18 protein-coding genes are annotated in these 18,208 nt (G+C 61.5%); 13 read left to right on the top strand and 5 right to left on the bottom strand.

Annotation, left to right across the window (positions count from 1 at the left end):
• Nucleotides 1–245 precede the first annotated feature (245 nt).
• Nucleotides 246–929 carry a CRP-like cAMP-activated global transcriptional regulator GlxR gene (glxR, locus tag QP978_RS08800; RefSeq protein WP_005511668.1) on the bottom strand — a complete coding sequence of 228 codons (684 nt, stop codon included), beginning with the start codon at nucleotides 927–929 and terminating at the stop codon, nucleotides 246–248.
• Between the two features lie 620 nt (nucleotides 930–1,549).
• On the opposite strand from glxR, the gene nth reads away from it, so the two are divergent.
• From nth to QP978_RS08780, 4 genes are read left to right on the top strand one after another with little or no spacing between them, the layout of a single operon-like run.
• Nucleotides 1,550–2,377 (top strand): endonuclease III, encoded by an 828-nt coding sequence (gene nth, locus QP978_RS08795; protein ID WP_370647674.1) that lies wholly within the window; start codon nucleotides 1,550–1,552, stop codon nucleotides 2,375–2,377.
• 16 nt (nucleotides 2,378–2,393) lie between these two features.
• Nucleotides 2,394–3,155, top strand: coding sequence for a TlpA family protein disulfide reductase (locus QP978_RS08790; RefSeq protein WP_284857080.1), 762 nt, complete (start codon nucleotides 2,394–2,396; stop codon nucleotides 3,153–3,155).
• The gene (locus QP978_RS08785; protein ID WP_284857079.1) at nucleotides 3,152–4,018 is read left to right on the top strand and encodes an NUDIX hydrolase; all 867 of its coding nucleotides are present in this window, start codon (nucleotides 3,152–3,154) and stop codon (nucleotides 4,016–4,018) included. The genes QP978_RS08790 and QP978_RS08785 overlap by 4 nt, the downstream gene beginning before the upstream one ends.
• Nucleotides 4,015–5,211, top strand: a complete 1,197-nt coding sequence (locus tag QP978_RS08780; protein WP_284857078.1) for a MarP family serine protease — start codon at nucleotides 4,015–4,017, stop codon at nucleotides 5,209–5,211. Before QP978_RS08785 ends, QP978_RS08780 begins: the two co-directional genes overlap by 4 nt.
• An 83-nt stretch (nucleotides 5,212–5,294) precedes the next feature.
• Here the strand turns inward: QP978_RS08780 and QP978_RS08775 are convergent, their stop codons facing one another.
• A complete protein-coding gene (locus tag QP978_RS08775) occupies nucleotides 5,295–6,272 on the bottom strand; it encodes an alpha/beta fold hydrolase (protein ID WP_049171077.1) in 978 nt (325 codons plus the stop codon).
• Between the two features lie 94 nt (nucleotides 6,273–6,366).
• Nucleotides 6,367–6,867 (bottom strand): phage holin family protein, encoded by a 501-nt coding sequence (locus QP978_RS08770; RefSeq protein ID WP_284857077.1) that lies wholly within the window; start codon nucleotides 6,865–6,867, stop codon nucleotides 6,367–6,369.
• Nucleotides 6,868–7,071: 204 nt separating this feature from the next.
• On the opposite strand from QP978_RS08770, the gene QP978_RS08765 reads away from it, so the two are divergent.
• Nucleotides 7,072–8,079, top strand: a complete 1,008-nt coding sequence (locus tag QP978_RS08765) for a Fic family protein (RefSeq protein ID WP_350309308.1) — start codon at nucleotides 7,072–7,074, stop codon at nucleotides 8,077–8,079.
• Nucleotides 8,080–8,103: 24 nt separating this feature from the next.
• Here the strand turns inward: QP978_RS08765 and QP978_RS08760 are convergent, their stop codons facing one another.
• Nucleotides 8,104–9,003, bottom strand: a complete 900-nt coding sequence (locus tag QP978_RS08760; RefSeq protein WP_147765998.1) for an HAD family hydrolase — start codon at nucleotides 9,001–9,003, stop codon at nucleotides 8,104–8,106.
• A 638-nt stretch (nucleotides 9,004–9,641) separates the two neighbouring features.
• Here QP978_RS08760 and QP978_RS08755 point away from each other — a divergent pair.
• The 7 genes from QP978_RS08755 (at nucleotide 9,642) to QP978_RS08725 (ending at nucleotide 14,996) form a co-directional block, all read left to right on the top strand.
• Nucleotides 9,642–11,051, top strand: a complete 1,410-nt coding sequence (locus tag QP978_RS08755) for a CpaE-like family protein (RefSeq protein WP_284857076.1) — start codon at nucleotides 9,642–9,644, stop codon at nucleotides 11,049–11,051.
• A complete protein-coding gene (locus tag QP978_RS08750; RefSeq protein ID WP_284857075.1) occupies nucleotides 11,044–12,189 on the top strand; it encodes a TadA family conjugal transfer-associated ATPase in 1,146 nt (381 codons plus the stop codon). Before QP978_RS08755 ends, QP978_RS08750 begins: the two co-directional genes overlap by 8 nt.
• Nucleotides 12,190–12,267: 78 nt before the next feature.
• Complete coding sequence (locus QP978_RS08745; RefSeq protein ID WP_284857074.1) at nucleotides 12,268–13,158, top strand: type II secretion system F family protein; 891 nt, start codon at nucleotides 12,268–12,270, stop codon at nucleotides 13,156–13,158.
• Complete coding sequence (locus QP978_RS08740) at nucleotides 13,155–13,808, top strand: type II secretion system F family protein (RefSeq protein ID WP_049171054.1); 654 nt, start codon at nucleotides 13,155–13,157, stop codon at nucleotides 13,806–13,808. Before QP978_RS08745 ends, QP978_RS08740 begins: the two co-directional genes overlap by 4 nt.
• Nucleotides 13,809–14,015: 207 nt before the next feature.
• Nucleotides 14,016–14,288: a DUF4244 domain-containing protein gene (locus tag QP978_RS08735; RefSeq protein WP_049193086.1), complete on the top strand. Its 273-nt coding sequence runs from the start codon at nucleotides 14,016–14,018 to the stop codon at nucleotides 14,286–14,288.
• A complete protein-coding gene (locus QP978_RS08730) occupies nucleotides 14,281–14,634 on the top strand; it encodes a TadE family type IV pilus minor pilin (protein WP_053092999.1) in 354 nt (117 codons plus the stop codon). Before QP978_RS08735 ends, QP978_RS08730 begins: the two co-directional genes overlap by 8 nt.
• Nucleotides 14,631–14,996 (top strand): Rv3654c family TadE-like protein, encoded by a 366-nt coding sequence (locus QP978_RS08725; RefSeq protein WP_070603587.1) that lies wholly within the window; start codon nucleotides 14,631–14,633, stop codon nucleotides 14,994–14,996. The genes QP978_RS08730 and QP978_RS08725 overlap by 4 nt, the downstream gene beginning before the upstream one ends.
• On the opposite strand, the gene QP978_RS08720 is transcribed toward QP978_RS08725, so the two are convergent.
• Nucleotides 14,980–17,316 (bottom strand): DEAD/DEAH box helicase, encoded by a 2,337-nt coding sequence (locus QP978_RS08720; protein ID WP_284857073.1) that lies wholly within the window; start codon nucleotides 17,314–17,316, stop codon nucleotides 14,980–14,982. The two genes, QP978_RS08725 and QP978_RS08720, sit on opposite strands and share 17 nt — an antisense overlap.
• Nucleotides 17,317–17,631: 315 nt before the next feature.
• Here QP978_RS08720 and QP978_RS08715 point away from each other — a divergent pair, with 315 nt between their 5' ends.
• Nucleotides 17,632–17,835: a cold-shock protein gene (locus tag QP978_RS08715; protein ID WP_005511370.1), complete on the top strand. Its 204-nt coding sequence runs from the start codon at nucleotides 17,632–17,634 to the stop codon at nucleotides 17,833–17,835.
• Nucleotides 17,836–18,208 lie beyond the last annotated feature (373 nt).

Raw genomic sequence — 18,208 nt, 5'->3', positions numbered from 1 at the left:
CGGGAAAGCATCGATAAGTGCGCCAAACTTGGCCGGCATGCCAGGTCAGCATGGCAGGCCGGCATACCAGGTCAGCATGCCAGGCCAGCGGGGGAAGACAACAAAAATCCCGCGAGCCTCATGCGTTTCATGTGCTCCTACGGGAACCGAGGATCCAAAAGCAGAGGCTGCGGGATGTGAGTCGTTTGGGCAGCGCCGCAAGCGCCACAAGCTAACGTGCGCCACAAGCTAACGTGCGCAACAAGCTAACGTGCGCGGCGGGCCAAACGCTCCGTATCGGAGATGAGCACGGACTTGCCCTCAAGGCGAATCCAGCCGCGGTGGGCGAACTCTGCCAGAGCCTTGTTAACGGTCTCTCGGGAGGCGCCGACGAGCTGTGCGATTTCCTCCTGAGTCAGGTCGTGGTTCACGCGGAGAGCAGAACCTTCCTGAACACCGAAGCGATTGGCCAGCTGAAGCAGGGACTTAGCAACGCGACCAGGGACGTCGGTGAAAATGAGGTCAGCCAGTGAATTGTTGGTGCGGCGCAGACGGCGGGCCAGCATGCGCAGCAGCTGAGCTGGAACATCAGGGTGCGAACCAACCCATTCCTGCAGCTGATCGGCACTCATGGACGCGGCGGAAACTTCGGTGACGCAGACCGCCGAAGAGGTGCGCGGGCCCGGGTCGAAGATGGAGAGCTCGCCGAACATGTCGGACGGGCCCATGATGGTCAACAGGTTTTCACGACCGTCGGCTGAGCGACGAGCCAGCTTCACCTTGCCATCAATAATGATGTAGAGCCGATCGCCCGGCTCACCCTCATTGAAGATGGTGGTTCCACGCGGGAAGCGAACCGTCTCGAGCTCGCCGAGCAAGGCCTGCACAGCCTCCTGGTCGACTCCCTGAAATACACCGGCCCGGGAGAGAATCTCCTTGACGTCATCCACGGTAAAATTCTCCTGTCTTGGGCCACTAACCACCGTAAATACAGGCCAGCAGCCGCCAAATTAGCACTCGACTACAGATTGCAGTGGCCAAACAGGAAGAGAAACTACCCCGTCCCACTAGTCCCACTACTTTCGGTCTTTCCCGGTAACGCCGCTGCCAGCCTTCAAGGCAGGTTCATCCCTGGGCGAATTTCACGACAAATCGCCTCTACAGATGCATCCCAAAACTACGCCGTCACCAAGATGTGATAAGCACCACTGTAGCAAACGAGCCACTGCGCCTGTGGGGAATTCTGGTGAAAAGCCGCTGAACTGTGTATTTATAACTAATAATTCGCTAACGGTGTTCCAAGATGTGGTGGGGCATGACTTCTTTGGTTTTTGACCGAATATGCCCGAGCTGCTACCGGTTCCATCCGCATCCCGGACGAATCGAAGGATTCGGCCCGCGAAAGGTGCGCACGCGAATTGCAATCCGGGGTAGCCGATACACTACGACCATGGATACGACCGGCAAGGCATCGTCGATAAGCAAGCACCAGATAAGCAAGCACCAGGCGACGAGCAAACCCCAACCCACGCACCCGCAGGGATCCCTGACGTCGAAGAAGCGTCGGGCGGTGGGGGCGCATCCGGCGGCGCGGGGGAAGGAGACGCGCCTGGGCATGGTGCGGCGTGCGCGGCGGATTAACCGCACGCTGGCGGTGGCGTACCCGAATGCGCACTGTGAACTGGACTTTCGTAATCCGTATGAGCTTGCGGTGGCGACGATTCTGTCGGCGCAGTGTACGGACGTGCGGGTGAATATGACCACGCCGGCGCTGTTCGCTAGGTACCCCAGCCCAGCCGATTTGGCGGTTGCGAACCAGGAAGAGGTCGAGGAGCTCGTTCGGCCGACGGGTTTCTACAGGAATAAGGCTGCGAACATCATCGGTTTTGCGCAGGGGGTGATGGAGCAGCACGGCGGCGAGGTGCCGGGCACGTTGGAGGAGCTTGTGAAGCTGCCGGGCGTGGGGCGAAAGACGGCAAATGTGGTGCTGGGGAATGCTTTTGGGGTGCCGGGTTTGACGGTCGATACGCATTTTGGGCGTCTGGTGCGGCGCATGGGTCTCACAGAGCAGGAAGATCCGGTGCGCGTTGAGCACGAGATGATGGAGGTGCTACCGCGCGCGGAGTGGACGTGGTTTTCGCACCGGCTGATTTTCCACGGTCGCCGGGTGTGCCATTCGCGCCGGGCGGCGTGCGGGGCGTGCTTCTTGGCGGCGGATTGCCCGTCGTATGGCGTCGAGGGTCCGGCGGAGCCGGAGACTGCGGAGAAGTTGATTAAGTCAGACGACAGGGAATGGCTTCTCTACCTGGCCGGTCTTAATGACGGCTACAGTGGGGAGGAACTTTCCGCGCTTGACGACGGGGATAGCGCGCGCAACACCACAGCGACACAGGACTAGTCGAGGAGCACTTTTCGTGAATGAGCAGGGCGGTCATAGTCACAATGGTGGCCACTATGAGGATCGGCAGGTGGACGTTAACCGTTCGGCATCGCTGATTACGCTGCTCATCGCGGGAGTTAGCATTGTGGGTCTGGTGATTTTCGCGATTGTGAATACCACTGATGGCAATGACGAGGCCGACGGTGGTGGGACCGGATCTGGTGTGAGTGTCGGTGCGGATGGCGCTGGCAATGGTGATGGCGCTGGCAGTGATGGTGAAGTGGATGGTGCACCGGCAGCGCCAGCGATGTCAAAGGATGAGATCGCGGCGGTAGCGGGTAGTGGCTCGCTGACCGGTGTGCGCTTGCCGCTGTTGGCGGAGTCGGGAGACTCGGCAGGCCAGGACAACGAGGCTGGCCGAACGGAACTGGTAGACATGGGCCAGGTCGTCGAGGGCAAGCCGACAGTGCTTAATGTCTGGGCGTGGAACTGTGCGCCGTGTCGCCAAGAGCTACCGCTTATTGAGCAATGGGCCAAGGACAATCCGGACGTGCAGGTGGCGACGGTGCATGCGGCTCGCGAGGCGGGGCGTGGCCAGGCCTTCCTGCAGGAAATCGGAGTGAAGCTACCGACCTACTCGGACACGGTCGACGTGGTCGGACCAGCGTTGAATCTACCGCGAGTTGTGCCCATCACCGTGGTGTTTAAGGCAGATGGCACGGTGGCGACCATTCATCCTGGTGAATTCACCGATGCGCAGCAGATTACGGATCTCGTGCGAGGTGCATTGAAGTGACTCAGGGACAGTCGTGGAATCGTGACGCAAGCTCGGGGCTGTATCTGCCGAAATGGTTGACCAATAGTTTGCCGCCGCACCTGGTCAGCGCTGATCACGACGCGGCAGGTCACGCCAGCAGCGCCAGCAGCGCCAGCCACGACGCAACAGGCCACTCGGAGCAGAAGGTGGCCGGTCGCTCCGATTCGTCGTCAAGCGTGAAGCGCGCGTTTGCGAAGTTGCGGCGAGACTCCTCGACGCAGGAGAAACCGTTGCGGAACCCTGCCCGGTCGGCGGTGTTGGTGCTGCTCAGCGGTGATGCGGAGGCGCACCAGCGGCCGGAGGATGCCAGCGTGGTGCTCACACACAGAGCGACAACGCTGCGTAAGCACGCAGGTCAGATGGCGTTTCCGGGCGGTCGCGTTGACCCCGAGGATGTAGATGAGGTCGATACCGCGTTGCGTGAAGCCGAGGAAGAGACTGGGCTGAACCGAGAGACTGTGACGCCGGTGCGGGTGCTGGACTCGATTGACATTTCGCGAACGGGCTTCGCGGTCAATCCGGTATTGGCGTATTGGCACGCACCGCATCCGCTGCGTGTAGTCGACCCGGGGGAGACGGAATCGGTGCTCAATGTGCCAATTAGCCACCTGACAAATCCGGACAACCGCATGATGCTGGGGTATCACGGCTGGACAGGGCCGGCATTTAAGGTTGGTGACTTCGTCGTTTGGGGCTTTACCGGCGGCGTGCTGTCCTACTTGCTGGATGTGGCCGGCTGGTCGGAACCGTGGGACGACACCAACGTGCAGAAACTTTTGCCGGTACTCGCGCGTTCCGCTAATGGTGAAAAACTGTCCGTACTGAAGGGAGGCCGACGATGATGCCTGCAATCGCTGTGTTTGACGTTGCGCTGCTGGCGGTTTTCATTTTCGCGCTCGTCGTTGGCTGGCAGCAGGGCGCCGTCTCGTCGATTATGGCCATTTTGGGCGTTGTCCTGGGCTTGGTTATTGGTGTGCCCTTGGCGCCGCTAGCTATGGCACAGGTCGAGAACCAGTCGGGAAAGGTTCTTCTGGGCCTCGGCACGGTGATTCTGTTCGCCCTGATTGGTCACGCGGTGGGAACAGTGGCAGGGCAGTCGCTGCGGAATACCATTCGCTCGCCGTTGGCAGTCGGCCTGGACTCGAGCCTCGGTGCCATCGTGCAGTCCGTGACTGCGCTGGTAGTGACATGGATGATCGCCGTGCCCCTGGCCACCGCCGTGCCCGGGCAATTCGCCGACTGGGTGCGTGAATCCAAGGGCATGAACCTCATTGACCAGGTCGCTCCCGACGAATGGAGTGACGGCTTCAGTGGCATCCTCCGTCAACTCCGCGACGATGGAATGCCCGCCATCGCTCCGCCATTCGGCTACAAGCAGAACGTCCCCGATGAACCCGCCGACCCCAATGTGATTTCACAAGGTGTCGTCGACAGTATTCGACCGTCCATCGTCCGCGTCTTGGGCGAGGCCCCGCAGTGCGAACGCTTGCTGCAGGGCACGGGCTTTGTCATCGCACCGGATCTGATTCTCACCAACGCGCACGTGGTCGCCGGCGCCACCACTGTTCGGCTGGAAACTGTGGTCGGCATGGCTGACGCAAATGTCGTGCACTACGATCCGCTTGACGACGTCGCCCTGCTCCGGACCACCGACCTACCCCTGGAACCCATGCAGTGGGCGGAGCAGGAAGCTAGTCCGGGCGATGACGCGGTAGTGCTGGGCTTTCCCGAATCCGGGCCCTTTAAAGCCACGCCTGCGCGCGTGACGGAGAACATCATTATTCGAGGCCCGGATATTTATTCGTCGACTCGACACGAGCGCCAGTCCTATGTTCTGAAGGCAGATGTGCGCCACGGCAACTCGGGCGGACCACTGATTACGCCACAGGGGCAGATCCTGGGCTTGGTCTTCGGTGCCGGTGTGAATAATGACCAGACTGGTTACGCGCTGACGCACGCCGAGGTCCAGCCACACATTGATGAGGCGATGGATAACTACGGGGCCATCAGCACGCAAGAGTGCGTGGCGGGGTAAGCGGCAAGTTGTGTGTCTGTGGGCAGGGCAGCCCCCAGCCCCAGCCGCAGGAGAGTTCTGGCTAGCTTCAGCCGAGCCGGAGCCTAAGATCCCTCCGGCAACCAGTGCAGGTGATCCCTGATTGCCTGCACCACAGCCTGCGGTTTTTCTACCGGCAGGAAGTGCCCACAGCCCGGGATGACGCGCACGTGGGTGGAGCTGAGCTTCACCAGCGCAGGTGGGGTACGAGTGTCCTGCTCGCCGACGAGCAGCACAGTGCGCTCATCGCTTTTCGAAGAACCCTCCATCGCATCCAACCACTTGCGGAAGGCAGCCGGAGCCGGTCGCGTCCACCAGTTCATGTGAGCCAGTGCAGGGCGGAGTGCACCACTGGCCAGGCTGTCAGCCATGAGTTCCGCGGTCTGTTTCCCCTCAGAGGTCTCGGCGAACCCCTCCCCGGCGGTGGACATGGACTCGCGCACGATGCGCTCAATGAGCCGCTGCTGGCGAGCCTCAGCGGCCTGCGTGCTGAACTTATTGCGACGCAACCGCGGTACCCGTGGCCGCGAGTCCCACCACGAACGGCGCAGCAGCGGGGCAAGGCTATTGCGGAAGTCCTCCGACCACGGGCTCTTCAACTGGTTGAGCCACACCTTCGGATGCGCAGCACCACAACCAATAATTCCGGCAACAAGATTCGGCTGCCGCGAGGCCAGCGTCCATGCCACCCCCGTGCCGAACCCCTGGCAGACCAGCAGTGCGGTCGAGTGCCCCAACGAGCGAATCGACGAGGCGATGTCCTGGGCCGCCTCGAACGGATCGTAGCCATGCGGTGTTCGGTCGGACTGACCGTAGCCACGCATAGAAATAGCCACAGCGTGCACGGGGAGGGGGTCTCCCGAGTCGTCGTTAAGCATTGGCAAAACCTCGCGCCATTCAAACCAACCGCCAGTCGAGCCGTGAATAAACAACACGAGCGGATCGGAGGGGCGGCCGCACTCGGCGATGTGTAGGCGCTGGCCGCGGACGTGAATGAGACGATGACGCCAGGGGCCGGTAAGAGAATCGCTGAGGGAGGTCATGAGGGGAAAATACCTTATCCGAAGGGCTTGAACCGGGACTGAATAAAACAAAAGGGCGAGACCAACAAAGTCCCGCCCATTTTCTTTCAAGCCTTTAGGTGTACAGGCCGTTCGACTGCGAAGACTTCTTCGCGGACCCCGACGGCACGACCCCCTTCAGCTCCTGCATCGACTCGATGGTCTTCTCCGGCTTGCGGATCGACTTGACCTTCTTCAGACCCAGCAGTGCTGCAACACCGGCGATGACCAGCATCAGAACGAAAACGATGAGGAACGCAGCCCAGGTTGGCAGCCAAACATCCAGCAGCCAGCCGAGGAAGAAGAAAAAGAAGAACGAGGAGTACAGCGCGACGACGCCGGCAACCGCGAAGAAGCCACCGCCAACTGCGCCCTTCTTAGCCTCGCCAGCAATTTCGGCCTTGGCCAGCTCAATCTCAGAGCGAACCAGAGCGGAAATCTGCGAAGAAGCATTAGACACGAGCTGGCCGACGCTAGCATCACCCGATGCGTTGCTATCCACATCACTCAGCGGGATAGCGGTAACACGCGGTTCGGTGCCGTCGGTAAAGAGACCCTTCGTATCGTCGTTGCTCACGTGTACTTCCTCCTACGCAGATGGTTGGAAAAGATGGTTTGAAACTTTAAAACTGCAGTTACAAACTGCCATACTACCTCTGATTGTGGGTAGGGCGCGCCATAAGGGCGAAAAAGCCAAGAACTCGTTGAAGTTTTTCTCATCTTTGACCATTTCTATATAAGTTTGTCACTTACTTAGCGGTGAAGAATTAGGGTGTGGGATATGAACAATCAGCCTGAGAACGTGCGTGGAGCCGATGGAGTTGGTGCCGGTGCTGGCAATGGTGACGGCAATGGCGCCGGTGTCGGAAAGGGTGGCCTAGCTGGCATGAGTCTGGGTGTGTCCTCCGTGTCGGCGAAGAAGCGCGCAGAGCGTGAGGCAGCGCAGGCGAAGGCATCTGAATCGGGTGCCGGTCGCGCTGACAGTGCTCCCGCCGCTGCTATTCCGCAGCTTGACCCCAAGGACCCCCTCGCGCCCCTGTGGCAGCTCGACGGCGTTGCACACGCGGCTGATGTCGCGGCCAAGGCCATCCAGTCCGTCCATAGGCACAAGGCCAACCTGCGCAAGCACAACGTCACCGGCTCCGAGTCGGTCCTGCGTGGCGCTCGGGCATCGGCGTGGCTAGAAGGCGGCGAGCCATCGCTTCCCGACGACGGCAACATCACCGATCCCGTACTCGCAGCAGCCCTTCGGGTTGCCGACACCATTTCCCCGGAGTCAATTGGTGAGACCACCCGCGTGTGGCAGCGCGCTCCGCAGCAGGTGCTGGCCAAGTTTGCGTTGAACGCATCGCCCGCAGGTGAGACTGAAGACGGTTCCGAAGCGCGGATGAAGGCCGGCCGTCCGGTCGGTGACGACAAGCTCTCGTCCGCGATGAAGGAGCAGCGTCTGCACGTGCTCGGTGACTTCATCACTGGCCGCAGCCAGATCCATGCTGGCGTGCTCTCGGCGATTGTGCACGGTGAGCTGCTGACTCTGCGCCCCTTCGAGTATCACAACGGCATCATCGCCCGCGCCGCCTCGCGACTGACAACTGTCGCAACCGGCCTGGATCCGCGTGGCTTGGCCGTGCCCGAGGTCTACTGGACTCGCCACCGCCAGGAGTATGTCGAGGCCGCAGAGGGGTTTGCGTCGGGAAGCGCCGATGGCCTGCGTGCGTGGATTCTCCTGCACCTGGAGGGGCTGAAGGCCGGTGCCGTGGAAGCGCGCGGTATCGCCGAAGCGGTGTAGGCGGGCCGGCTGCCGGATGGTGGGTTAGTCGGCCTTTGACTCGTCGTCGTTGTTGCGCAGTGCCAACAGCGTCGCACCCGCGCCAAGCACCAGTGTGACGCCGGCAAGAATTGCAGCATTGCGTTTCGACGGCGCGCGAAACAACGGGACGGGATTCCGGAATTGGCGCACAGGCCACTCACGTTCCGTCGCAATCTTGCGCAGAGCGCGATCGGGATTGACCACAACGGGATGGCCGACTGCAGACAGCATGGGCTCATCAGTGATGGAATCCGAGTACGCAAAGCATTCGGCCAGGTCGAACTGGCGCTTTTCCGCTATCCGACGCATCTGCACAGCCTTGTTTTCGCCCCGGCAGAAGAACTCCGTTTCACCCGTGAAGAGCCCATCGCGGACCTCCAGCTCGGTGGCCACCACGTTGTAGACACCGAGCGCCTGCGCAATGGGCTCAACAATCTGCCGAGCCGATGCCGAGATAATGAACACCTGATGCCCCTGTGCGCGGTGTTCACGAATGAGCTCCAATGCCTCGGCGTAGATGTACGGCGTGATGTTCTGCTCTAGGGTTTCGATGGCGACCTGGCGCAGCTCCCTGGCGCTGTGACCAGCGATAAGGGCGGAAAACTGCTCGCGGGTGGCCTCCATTTGCGCCTCATCGTGCCCCTGCGACATGTATAGGGCATGGCTGAGCGCCATTTGCAGCATGTCTGTCGGCGAAATGATGCCGCGCTCGAGGAATTGCTTGTTGAACGCATATGCCGAGCTCTTGGCAATAATGGTTTTATCCAGGTCAAAGAACGCAGCGACGCGAGAGTCAGCGGTGGCGTGGAGGCCTGCAGCGATTTGGGCATCTTTAGAGCTGCTCGTGTCCGTAGAAGCGCGCGGCTGCGGCGTTGTTGAAGCCTTGTTCTCGCCGGTGTTCATAGACTCCGAGCTTACCCATGGATGTCGGGCTCGGGGAGAGCATTATGAGTGTTTAACTGCTGGGTGGGGGACTGGGGCGATTGGGGCGGTGGCGGTCGTGGGGGCTTGGCGGCGATTGGGGCGCGGCATTTCCTGGGCGCGATTAATCGAGGAAACGTGACATCGAACATATTGGGCATTAAATCCTTTGAAAGGTATTTGCAGATTCCTCGGGATATGTAATACTTGGACGTGGCTGGCCCCTTCTTGTTCTTTTTAGAAACAGACTGCGAGGCCGCCCCGGCTCAATCCCCCCCCCCGAGCCGGTTAAAGACGCCTCGCGCCAATCCCCCCCCGGCGCGGGGCGTCGCCCCTTTTTGCCCAATGTTGAGGGTTATGTAGAAAAAGTTACAGGCTGCAAATGTGAAACTGTATGAGTTTATGACACTTTCAAGCCATTTTTCGTGCCATTTTTGTCATAAACGCAGTCACTAACTTGCATTGGCCAGGCCGCGCAGTAGTCATGCCGCGCAGTAGCCATAAGGCAAAGGCGACATGGCGTTCTGCAGTTATCCACAGTCTGAAAATTATCCACAGACAGCGAGGTTTTGGCCCCTTGCGGGCATCATTGAATCCGCCCTGTAGTGCACGCTATGGCCATGGCAATCAAGAAACTGTCCATGGCTCAGCGAACCGAGGCTTCAGCAAATCCAGTAGTCAACGCCGTCGATGATGAGGCGCTGCGTGAAGAGGTTGCGCTCATAGTCGCTGCTACCGGTCGTGACTGTGTGCAGGAGACCGTGCCACCTGTGGCTGCAGCGCCAGTGGCCGCACAAACATTTGCTTCGCCGCCAGCATCACTATCATCATCAGCCCCAGAGCCTTCCCCATCGTCAGTATCGACAGGAGCGGGAGTTTCATCGGCCCTGTGGCGTCGGGCACCAGCGGTGTTCGTCGATGCACCGGCAGCCCGAAGATTAGCCGGGCGGCCTCATTGTGAGGGAGCAATCTTTCTGGTCCGCAGTGATACTGAGGCGGAAGATGCGCAGGTAGCGAAGGTTTTAGCTCCTGTTTACAGTGCTAGTTTGCCCGCGGATAACGTCGATATTGTCGAGCTGCTCGGCCGTGGCGACGTACGCCCGGATGCTCCGAATCCCACCAATCACCAAAACGGCTCGAGCCTCCTGAACCACCATCAGAACCCAGCGTCACCTGCAAGCACCGACGTGATTACGGCACCGGGTACAGAGCCCGTATCGAACACGCCGGCGACTACAACCGACTCCACGGCAACGTGCCTGATGTTGGTTCCTGCGGTCGGCGGTGCCGGGGCTTCCATTGTTGCGGCGGCGAGTGCATTGGTTCTATCCCGTGAAAAGCCAGTCTGTTTGGTGGACGCGGACGCACTGGCAGGAGGCATTGATCTGGTGCTCGGGATGGAAACGGAACCGGGACTGAGGTGGCAGGACTTCTCGGCTGCTGATGGTCGTCTCGACGGAGCGGCACTCTACGAAGCACTGCCATCCTGCCCGCGATCACCCGCTCTGAAAGTGTTGACGTGGACTCGCAGTCGCACGCCCGAGACGACTTACAACCACGCCTCTGCGAACAACACATTCGACAGCGCCGACAGAACCGACAGAATCGACAGGCCCGACGATGTCCGGCACATTGCCAGCACCATTAGTTGCCTTATTCATGCCGGAATTACGGTCATCGTGGACTGCCCGAAGCAAGTGGAGTACGTCACCACTCTCGGCGCGCTTGCCGATGACACCGTCATCATCCTGCCCACCTCTGTCCGAGCTATCGCAGCCGGTGGACACCTGGCCAGCGTCTGTGCACAGGCAGGATTCACGCCAAGTCTTGCGGTTCGGCACCAGCAGTACCGCGATATCAGTGTCGAAGAGGTTGAGTACGCGCTCGATCTGCCCATTGCTGGTGAGATTGAGTACTGCAAGAAAGTAGCTCACGAGATAGATGTGGGCGGGCTCGCTGGGGCCGTCGGCAAGCTGACGCGGGGATTGGAAGCGATGTTTGCCCTTGTCGGCGGTGGTGGCGATGGATGATGTCAGGCTGTTGGCGGCGGTGCGGACGGCGCTTGCGGAGCGGCCTGGGGTGGCATCGCATAGCGAGGTCGCCGACATCATTCGCGCGGAGACCGCGGGGGTTGTCTCCGATGTGAAGGTGTTGGAGATTCTGCGCACGATTCGTGAGGAAACAGTGGGCGCGGGCGTGTTGGATGCGCTGTTGCGCCGCCCGGGTGTCAGCGATGTGCTGGTCACCGCGCCCGGCGAGGTCTGGGTCGATGCCGGCAACGGACTGGAGCGGGCCGAGATTTCCTTCGCGGACGAGGGCGAGGTGCGCGCGTATGCGGTGCGGCTCGCGTCGCGGTGCGGACGAAGGCTTGACGACGCGCAACCCTGGGCCGACGGCCATATTCCTGGCGGTGTCGGCGGCTGTGGTGTGCGAGTTCATGCGGTGCTTTCACCACCGTCGGCGACCAGCACTCAGATTAGCCTGCGGGTGCTGCGTCCGGCTCGTCGCGGGCTTGCGGAGTTGTGCGATGTCGGGCTGTTTCCACCGGAGATTCTGCCGGTGTTGCGGGGAATCGTGGCGGGACAGCTGTCGTTTATTGTCGCCGGAGGTACGGGTGCGGGAAAGACGACGCTATTGGCGGCGATGCTCTCAGAAGTTAATCCTGATCAGCGCATTGTGTGCATCGAGGACACTCCGGAGTTGCAACCGCAGCATCCGCATGTGGTGAAGCTGGTGACCAGAGCCGCCAACTTGGAGGGGGCCGGTGCGATTGGGCAGCAGGAGTTGCTGAAGCAGGCGTTGCGCATGCGTCCCGACCGCATTGTCGTCGGTGAGATTCGTGGTGCCGAAGTGGTGGATCTGCTGGCTGCGTTGAACACGGGGCATCGCGGTGGGGCGGGGACAATTCACGCCAACCGCATCGGGGATGTCGTCGCGCGCTTTGAGGCCCTGGGGCTGATCGGTGGCCTTGGTCGCGCCGGGCTGCATGCGCAGTTGGTCTCTGCGGTGCAGGTGGTGTTGGTGGTCGAACGTGCTGATGTTCGCCGGCTGGCACAGATCGGGCTGCTGCGCGGTAACCCACCGGAGGTGGTGGAGGTTTGGACTGCTCGGGATGGGCCTGGGCCGGGTTGGGAAGCGTTGCAGAAGTTGCTGGTTGGCGGGGAATAACCGGTGGAATAACCGGTGGAATACCCGATGGAATGACTAGAGGAAAAGTCAGGGGATTAGACGGGGAGATTAACAGCTATGGGGGAAGGGTTTAGCGTGGCGATGTTCATTGGGGGAGCGGCTGCGGCGGTCGCTATCTGGCCGGACAGCTCGGCGGCGGTGCGCTCGCGAGCACTGGCAGGCCGTGGCCGCGAGGTGTCCGGCGGGCTGAAGTGGTTGCAGCGCATGGTTGGACTTGGTGCTGGTTCCACGGGGTCGAGTGCAGTAAGCACTGGCAGTGCGAATAGAACTGCAGGACTATCAATCATCATCGCTGCAGGCCCGGCGCTCGTGTTGTTGTGGCTCGCCGGGATTCCAGGTGTTGTAGCCGGGCTGTTGCTGGGTCGCACCGCAGGGGCAGTAGTGCGCGCTGTGGGGGAGAGGCGCTGTGAACGTCGGGAAGCGGACAGCGCTGCGGTAGTGCTGGAGACCTTGACCGCGCAGTTGCGCGCAGGAGCGGCGGCTTCACGAGCGCTCAACGCGGCAGCAGCGGAATTGCGCAGGTCAGGGGATGAGACTGTGTTGGCTGATCATCTCGCGCACGCGGCGCATCGCGCGAACTTCGCCGACCCGTGGGAGGGCGAAGAATCTTCGGAGCAACTGCGCCGGATTGGGCGTATGTGGACGGTGGCGCAGCAACACGGTCTGAGTTTGGCTGGGTTGCTGGACTGCGCGCGGGGTGATTTGCAGGCTCGTCAGGCGCATCGATCACAGACGTCTGCCGCGCTGGCGGGGCCACGCATGACGATCGCCATCTTGGCTTCACTGCCGGTGTTCGGTTTGGTCATGGGGCAAGCGTTCGGGGCTTCCCCATTCGAGTTCCTCAGTCGCGGCATCGGAGGAATTGTGCTGGTCATCGGTGTCGGGCTGGTGTGCGCGGGCATCGAATGGGCGGTCGTCATCATCGATCGTGCGGAGGCCGGACAATGATTGCCGCCGCACTTCTCATCGCCGTCTACCTCTGCTTGCCGACGTTCAATCCCGTCCGCAGCCGACTGCCCGAATTGGTAGCCGAGTCGGATGCTCGCGCGCGAGGAAGCGTACGCCGACAGGTGACCAATCGGGTGGCGCAGATTGCCGCACAGGTGCGGGAACGTGTGCGAACTGTCATTGGCGGTGAGCGCATCAGCCCGGCTGTGCTGCTCGATGCCGCAGCGGCCCTCGACATCATTGGTGCTTGTTTGAGCTCCGGTATGCCGTTGTCGCAGGCCATGGCAGCAGCTGCCGATGGTGCAAACCCTGAGCTGGCCGAGCCACTTCGACAGTGTTCCGCCAGGTTGTCCGTGGGCGCGCACTCAGCTTGGGACAGCCTTGCTGCCACACCCGCGCTCGTGCCTCTGGCGACGGCTGGGCGCCGCGCAAGCGAATCCGGCACCGTTCTGGCGCAGGCCTTGGAGGACACCGCTGCCACGTACCGCAGTCAAGCGCACGATGCGGCGCAAGCCGTCGCCGAAAAGGCTGGTGTCCTCATTGCCGGGCCTCTGGCGTTGTGCTTTCTACCCGCGTTTGTGGTGCTGGGTTTGGTGCCCACCATCGCTGGGCTTGCCGACGAAATGTTTGCAGGACTGATGCCGTCATGAAGCGTGGACACTTCTGCGCCCAGCCTCGCGCGCTGGCACGCGCCGGATGCGGTACTGGTTGTTTTCTCGGTTGCGTACTCGCTTGCGCGCGCGGGCCGCCTGCCGCGCTGCAATCCAAACATGCATCAACGCGCATCAACGCGCGTCAATGCACATCACACCTCACAACTGACCTGTCACTCGACATCCACACAGGGGAAAACACTCATGACCACTCAAAACTCCAACCATCCGACCAACCTTCCAACCAACTCTTCAACCAATCCGCTGACCGCTGCGCAGTCCCAGCTGCGCTCGTATTTGCACAAGCGTCTGCGCGCACTGGTAACTGAGGAAAACGGCATGTCAACCGTGGAATATGCTCTCGGAACTATTGCGGCCGCCGCTTTCGGAGCCCTGCTCTACACCGTCGTGACCGGCGGCGATATCACCCAGGCGCTCACCGACATCATCGAAAGGGCGCTCAACACCGATGTCTAGCCGCATCCGCTCTACGCTTCATCGCCTGTGCGTCGGCGACGAAGGCCAAACGACGGTAGAAACCGCTTTCGGTCTCGCGGCGCTGGTCACGGTCATGGTCACGGCTCTGTCCGGGCTGGTCACCATCGCAATGTACCTAGGGCTTACCGACGCAGCCGGAGCCATCGCACGGGCTGAGGCGCGGGGCGATGCGGAGACAGTAGCCGAGCTTCGCGCAGACGCGGATGGGCAGGTCGCGATATCGGAAACCTCCGGTACCGTGCGCGTGACCATTCGGCGCTCAGCGGGGCCATTTTCGCTGGAAGCACGCGCGGTCGCACTGCGGGAAAGAGCGGCATCGTCATGAGAAACGTGACAGCCCGCCTTCTCCGCGAAGAAGAAGGTTCCACCACGGTCGCAGCCGCACTGTTCATCGCCGCTTTCGTCGTTCTGACTTTGGTCGGAGTTACGGCCGGGGTGAGGGTGGTGCAGGCGCGGCAGGCAGCGGTAGCAGCGGACCTGGCCGCGGTGGCCGGCGCCGTGGCTGCGCAAGAGAGCGACGACGCCTGCAAAGCTGCGGGGTCAATCGCAAAAGCTAACCACGCACGCCTTGTGACCTGTGAGATTGATGGGGAGGATGTGCAGGTCAGCGTCCAACGAAAGGAGAGAAAAGCCACGTCCAGAGCAGGGCCGGTAGCGGTGGAGGATGCTGCTACTGGCCGTCGTTAAGCGCGCGCGACACCCCACTGAGCACCTTGATTGCGCCGGCCTTGTCCAGCGGATCGTTGCCATTGCCGCACTTGGGCGACTGGATGCACGATGGGCAACCGGATTCGCACTCGCAGGCGGCGACAGCATCGCGGGTCGCGCGAATCCACTGCGCGAAGGCCTCGTAGCCACGGTCGGCGAATCCTGCACCACCAGGGTGCCCGTCGTAAACAAAAACGGTGGGCTGCTGGGTATCGGCGTGCATGATCGTGGAAACGCCGCCGATGTCCCAGCGGTCGCAGGTGGCAATCAGCGGCAGCATGCCGATAGCCGCGTGCTCGGCTGCGTGGAGAGCCCCCGGCGCGATGTCGGAGCCCACGCCCCACGAGCGCAGTGTGGACTCGGGCATTGTGTAGGCCACGGCGCGCGTGACCAAACGCTGCGGAGGGTAGTCAAGCTCAACACTGTCGAGAATCTCGCCGGTATCCAAGCGACGAAGATAGGAGGTGACCTGATGAAAAACCTCGACCTGGCAGGAAGCGACCTGTAAGCCCTGGTAGTGGCGCATGTCGTCAACATCGAGGATGCGAATGGTGGTGTCCATGCGTGAGCTGGTGGAATAGCGTGGCTGCTCGGGGTGGACCAGGGCGACGAGGCTGTCGAAGTCCAGCTGGTCGACAAGGTAGGACTCACCGCGGTGCAAGTAGACGGCACCGTCGTGGACCTGCTGCATCGCACGGCCAAGATCGATGGTGCCAAGCAGTCGACCATCGGTCTGGTCGACGATAGCTACTTCCTGACCATCGCCGCCACGGACGTTCACGGCATCGTGGGCAGTGGCAATGCGCGGTCCCTCATCGCGGTCGGTCGGGTAGTAGACGGGCTCTTGTCCGTCCCAGGTGCGCTTGCGCAACCATCCCGCGGCCACCATGTCTTCGGCTACGGGCATGGTTCCCCACGCTTGAAGCTGGCTGGTGGTGACGGGTTTCTCCACAGCCGCGCAGTAGAGATGTGACCACACCACATGCGGGTTGCGGGGATCGAAGACGGTCTTCTCCACCGGTCGGCCCAGCAGCGCGGACGGGTTGTGGACCAAGTAAGTGTCCATGGGGTCATCGCGAGCCACCAACACCACCAGCGCTCCCTGGCCACGACGGCCCGCGCGGCCGGCCTGCTGCCAGAACGAAGCGACCGTGCCCGGGAAACCGGCCTGTACCACCGCGTCGAGGCCGCCGACGTCAATGCCCAGCTCCAGTGCATTGGTGGTGGCCACACCTAGCAGAGTGCCGTCATCGAGCATGCGCTCGATGTCGCGGCGCTCTTCGGCCAGGTAGCCGGCCCGGTAAGACTCGATGCGCTCAGCGATATCGCTGCGGTGGCGCTTCTCCAGGCGCTCACGCACGCCGAGCGCTACCTTCTCAGCACTGCTTCGCGAACGGGTGAAGGTCAGGGTGCGGGCGCCCTCGACAAGCAGGTCGGCCATGATATCCGCGGCCTCGGTCGGGGCGGGGCGGCGCACGGGTGCGCCGTTCTCGCCTTGGAGGTCGGGGAGCAGGCCGGGTTCCCACAGGGCGATCGTTCGCTCGCCGACCGGGGCGCCGTCTTCGGTGATGGCCTCGACAGGCTCGCCGATGAGGCGACGAGCCTGGTCAGCGGGGTCGTTGGTCGTCGCAGAGGCAAAAATCACGGTCGGCGAGGCGCCGTACTCGCGGGATAGCCGCAGGAGGCGACGCAGAATCTGAGAGACGTTGGCGCCGAACACGCCTCGATAGGCATGGCATTCGTCGACGACGATATAGCGCAGGTTGCGCAGCATCCGCGTCCACCGAACATGGTTGCCGAGCACCGAAACATGCAGCATATCGGGGTTGGTAAACAACCAACGGGCGTGGTCGCGGATGGCGCGCCGGGCGTCTTGTGGGGTGTCGCCGTCGTAAAGCGAAATCAGCGAACTCAGTGACGCCGGTGCCATCGCGCGTGCAGTGTCCAGCTGATCGGCGCCCAGCGCCTTGGTCGGGGAGAGGTACAGCGCGGTGGCCGCGGGGGTGGCGGACAGTTCTGTGAGCACGGGCAGCAGGTAGCCGAGCGATTTACCCGACGCCGTGCCCGTCGCGACGACGCAGTGCACGCCCTCGCGGGCGAGGTTCGCGGTTATCGCCTGATGAGTCCACAGGTTCTCAATTCCGCGATCTACCAGCACTTCTCTCAGCCAACTTGGCACCCACTCAGGCCAAGGCGCAGTCACGCCAGCGCGCGCAGGAAGATCCGCAATGTGCGTCACCGTCGCCCGCGGATGCGCACGAATAACCGGCCCCAGCAGCTCCCGCCCAAACGACTCCATTGACACCACCCTTTCCTGTAAACGCGCACTTCATATGCTTGACGACGCTTCCTATCAGCCACATTCTCGCTATTCGACACCCCAGTTTGTCAGGGTCTCGAACACGGGTTTACGGGGGTGGCAAGAAGCTGTTCCTAATCGGCGCTCGCGCCCCAAACGTGGCAGACTTTTTGAGTGTATCGCCCGCCAACGGGCACCCAGCAAAAACTCGCACGAGGCGAAAGGGTGCTTTGGCCGTGTTTACTTCATCGTGAGTGGCCAAATGTGTGTGGCGAATACTTGTTTTATCGAATCCTGAAGTTGGGAAGTTTTGTAATGGCACAGGGTACTGTGAAGTGGTTCAACTCGGAGAAGGGCTTCGGGTTTATCGCCCCAGCTGACGGTGGCAACGACGTGTTCGTTCACTACTCCGAGATCCAGGGCACTGGTTTCAAGACGCTGGAAGAGAACCAGGCAGTCGAGTTTGAGATTGGTGAGGGCCAGAAGGGTCCGCAGGCTCTGGACGTGAAGCCTCTGTAAGGCTAAGTAGTTCGGGGCTGAGTTCGGTTCTGAACTGGGCTTTTGTTCAGTTTGGCTCGCGGAATTTTTGGCTTTTTCAAGGTCCATGTTGTGTTCATGGGGTGAGCCTTGATTCTCCCACGTGGAAAGTAATTTCTGCGTGGGGTTTTTTGTGTTTCTGGGGGCAGTGGGTCAATCCGAGTTACTGACTACGTTTATGACAAAAATGGCCCGAAAAATGGCTGGTAGGGTCAGGCGGTCATTGCATCATGGATAACACCAGAGATTACCTCCCGGGGAGTTAACCCGTCGAGCAATACCCGTGGCCGGTTATTCAGCAATGCTTCCGCCTCGGCGACCTCTTGGTCGGTGACATCGGTAAAGTTGGTGCCTT

The organism is Corynebacterium sp. MSK035 (assembly GCF_030232615.1).
GTDB classification, from domain to species: domain Bacteria; phylum Actinomycetota; class Actinomycetes; order Mycobacteriales; family Mycobacteriaceae; genus Corynebacterium; species Corynebacterium jeikeium_D.
Note: the sequence above shows the minus strand (reverse complement) of the source record. Positions and strands in the feature narration are given on the sequence as shown.

Excerpts from the sequence above, each read along its gene's own strand:
- QP978_RS08780 (WP_284857078.1), top strand. The coding sequence starts at position 4,015 with ATGATGCCTGCAATCGCTGTGTTTGACGTTGCGCTGCTGGCGGTTTTC.
- QP978_RS08775 (WP_049171077.1), bottom strand. The coding sequence starts at position 6,272 with ATGACCTCCCTCAGCGATTCTCTTACCGGCCCCTGGCGTCATCGTCTC.
- QP978_RS08765 (WP_350309308.1), top strand. The coding sequence starts at position 7,072 with ATGAACAATCAGCCTGAGAACGTGCGTGGAGCCGATGGAGTTGGTGCC.
- QP978_RS08760 (WP_147765998.1), bottom strand. The coding sequence starts at position 9,003 with ATGAACACCGGCGAGAACAAGGCTTCAACAACGCCGCAGCCGCGCGCT.
- QP978_RS08755 (WP_284857076.1), top strand. The coding sequence starts at position 9,642 with ATGGCAATCAAGAAACTGTCCATGGCTCAGCGAACCGAGGCTTCAGCA.
- QP978_RS08750 (WP_284857075.1), top strand. The coding sequence starts at position 11,044 with ATGGATGATGTCAGGCTGTTGGCGGCGGTGCGGACGGCGCTTGCGGAG.
- QP978_RS08745 (WP_284857074.1), top strand. The coding sequence starts at position 12,268 with ATGGGGGAAGGGTTTAGCGTGGCGATGTTCATTGGGGGAGCGGCTGCG.
- QP978_RS08740 (WP_049171054.1), top strand. The coding sequence starts at position 13,155 with ATGATTGCCGCCGCACTTCTCATCGCCGTCTACCTCTGCTTGCCGACG.
- QP978_RS08735 (WP_049193086.1), top strand. The coding sequence starts at position 14,016 with ATGACCACTCAAAACTCCAACCATCCGACCAACCTTCCAACCAACTCT.
- QP978_RS08730 (WP_053092999.1), top strand. The coding sequence starts at position 14,281 with ATGTCTAGCCGCATCCGCTCTACGCTTCATCGCCTGTGCGTCGGCGAC.
- QP978_RS08725 (WP_070603587.1), top strand. The coding sequence starts at position 14,631 with ATGAGAAACGTGACAGCCCGCCTTCTCCGCGAAGAAGAAGGTTCCACC.
- QP978_RS08720 (WP_284857073.1), bottom strand. The coding sequence starts at position 17,316 with ATGGAGTCGTTTGGGCGGGAGCTGCTGGGGCCGGTTATTCGTGCGCAT.
- QP978_RS08715 (WP_005511370.1), top strand. The coding sequence starts at position 17,632 with ATGGCACAGGGTACTGTGAAGTGGTTCAACTCGGAGAAGGGCTTCGGG.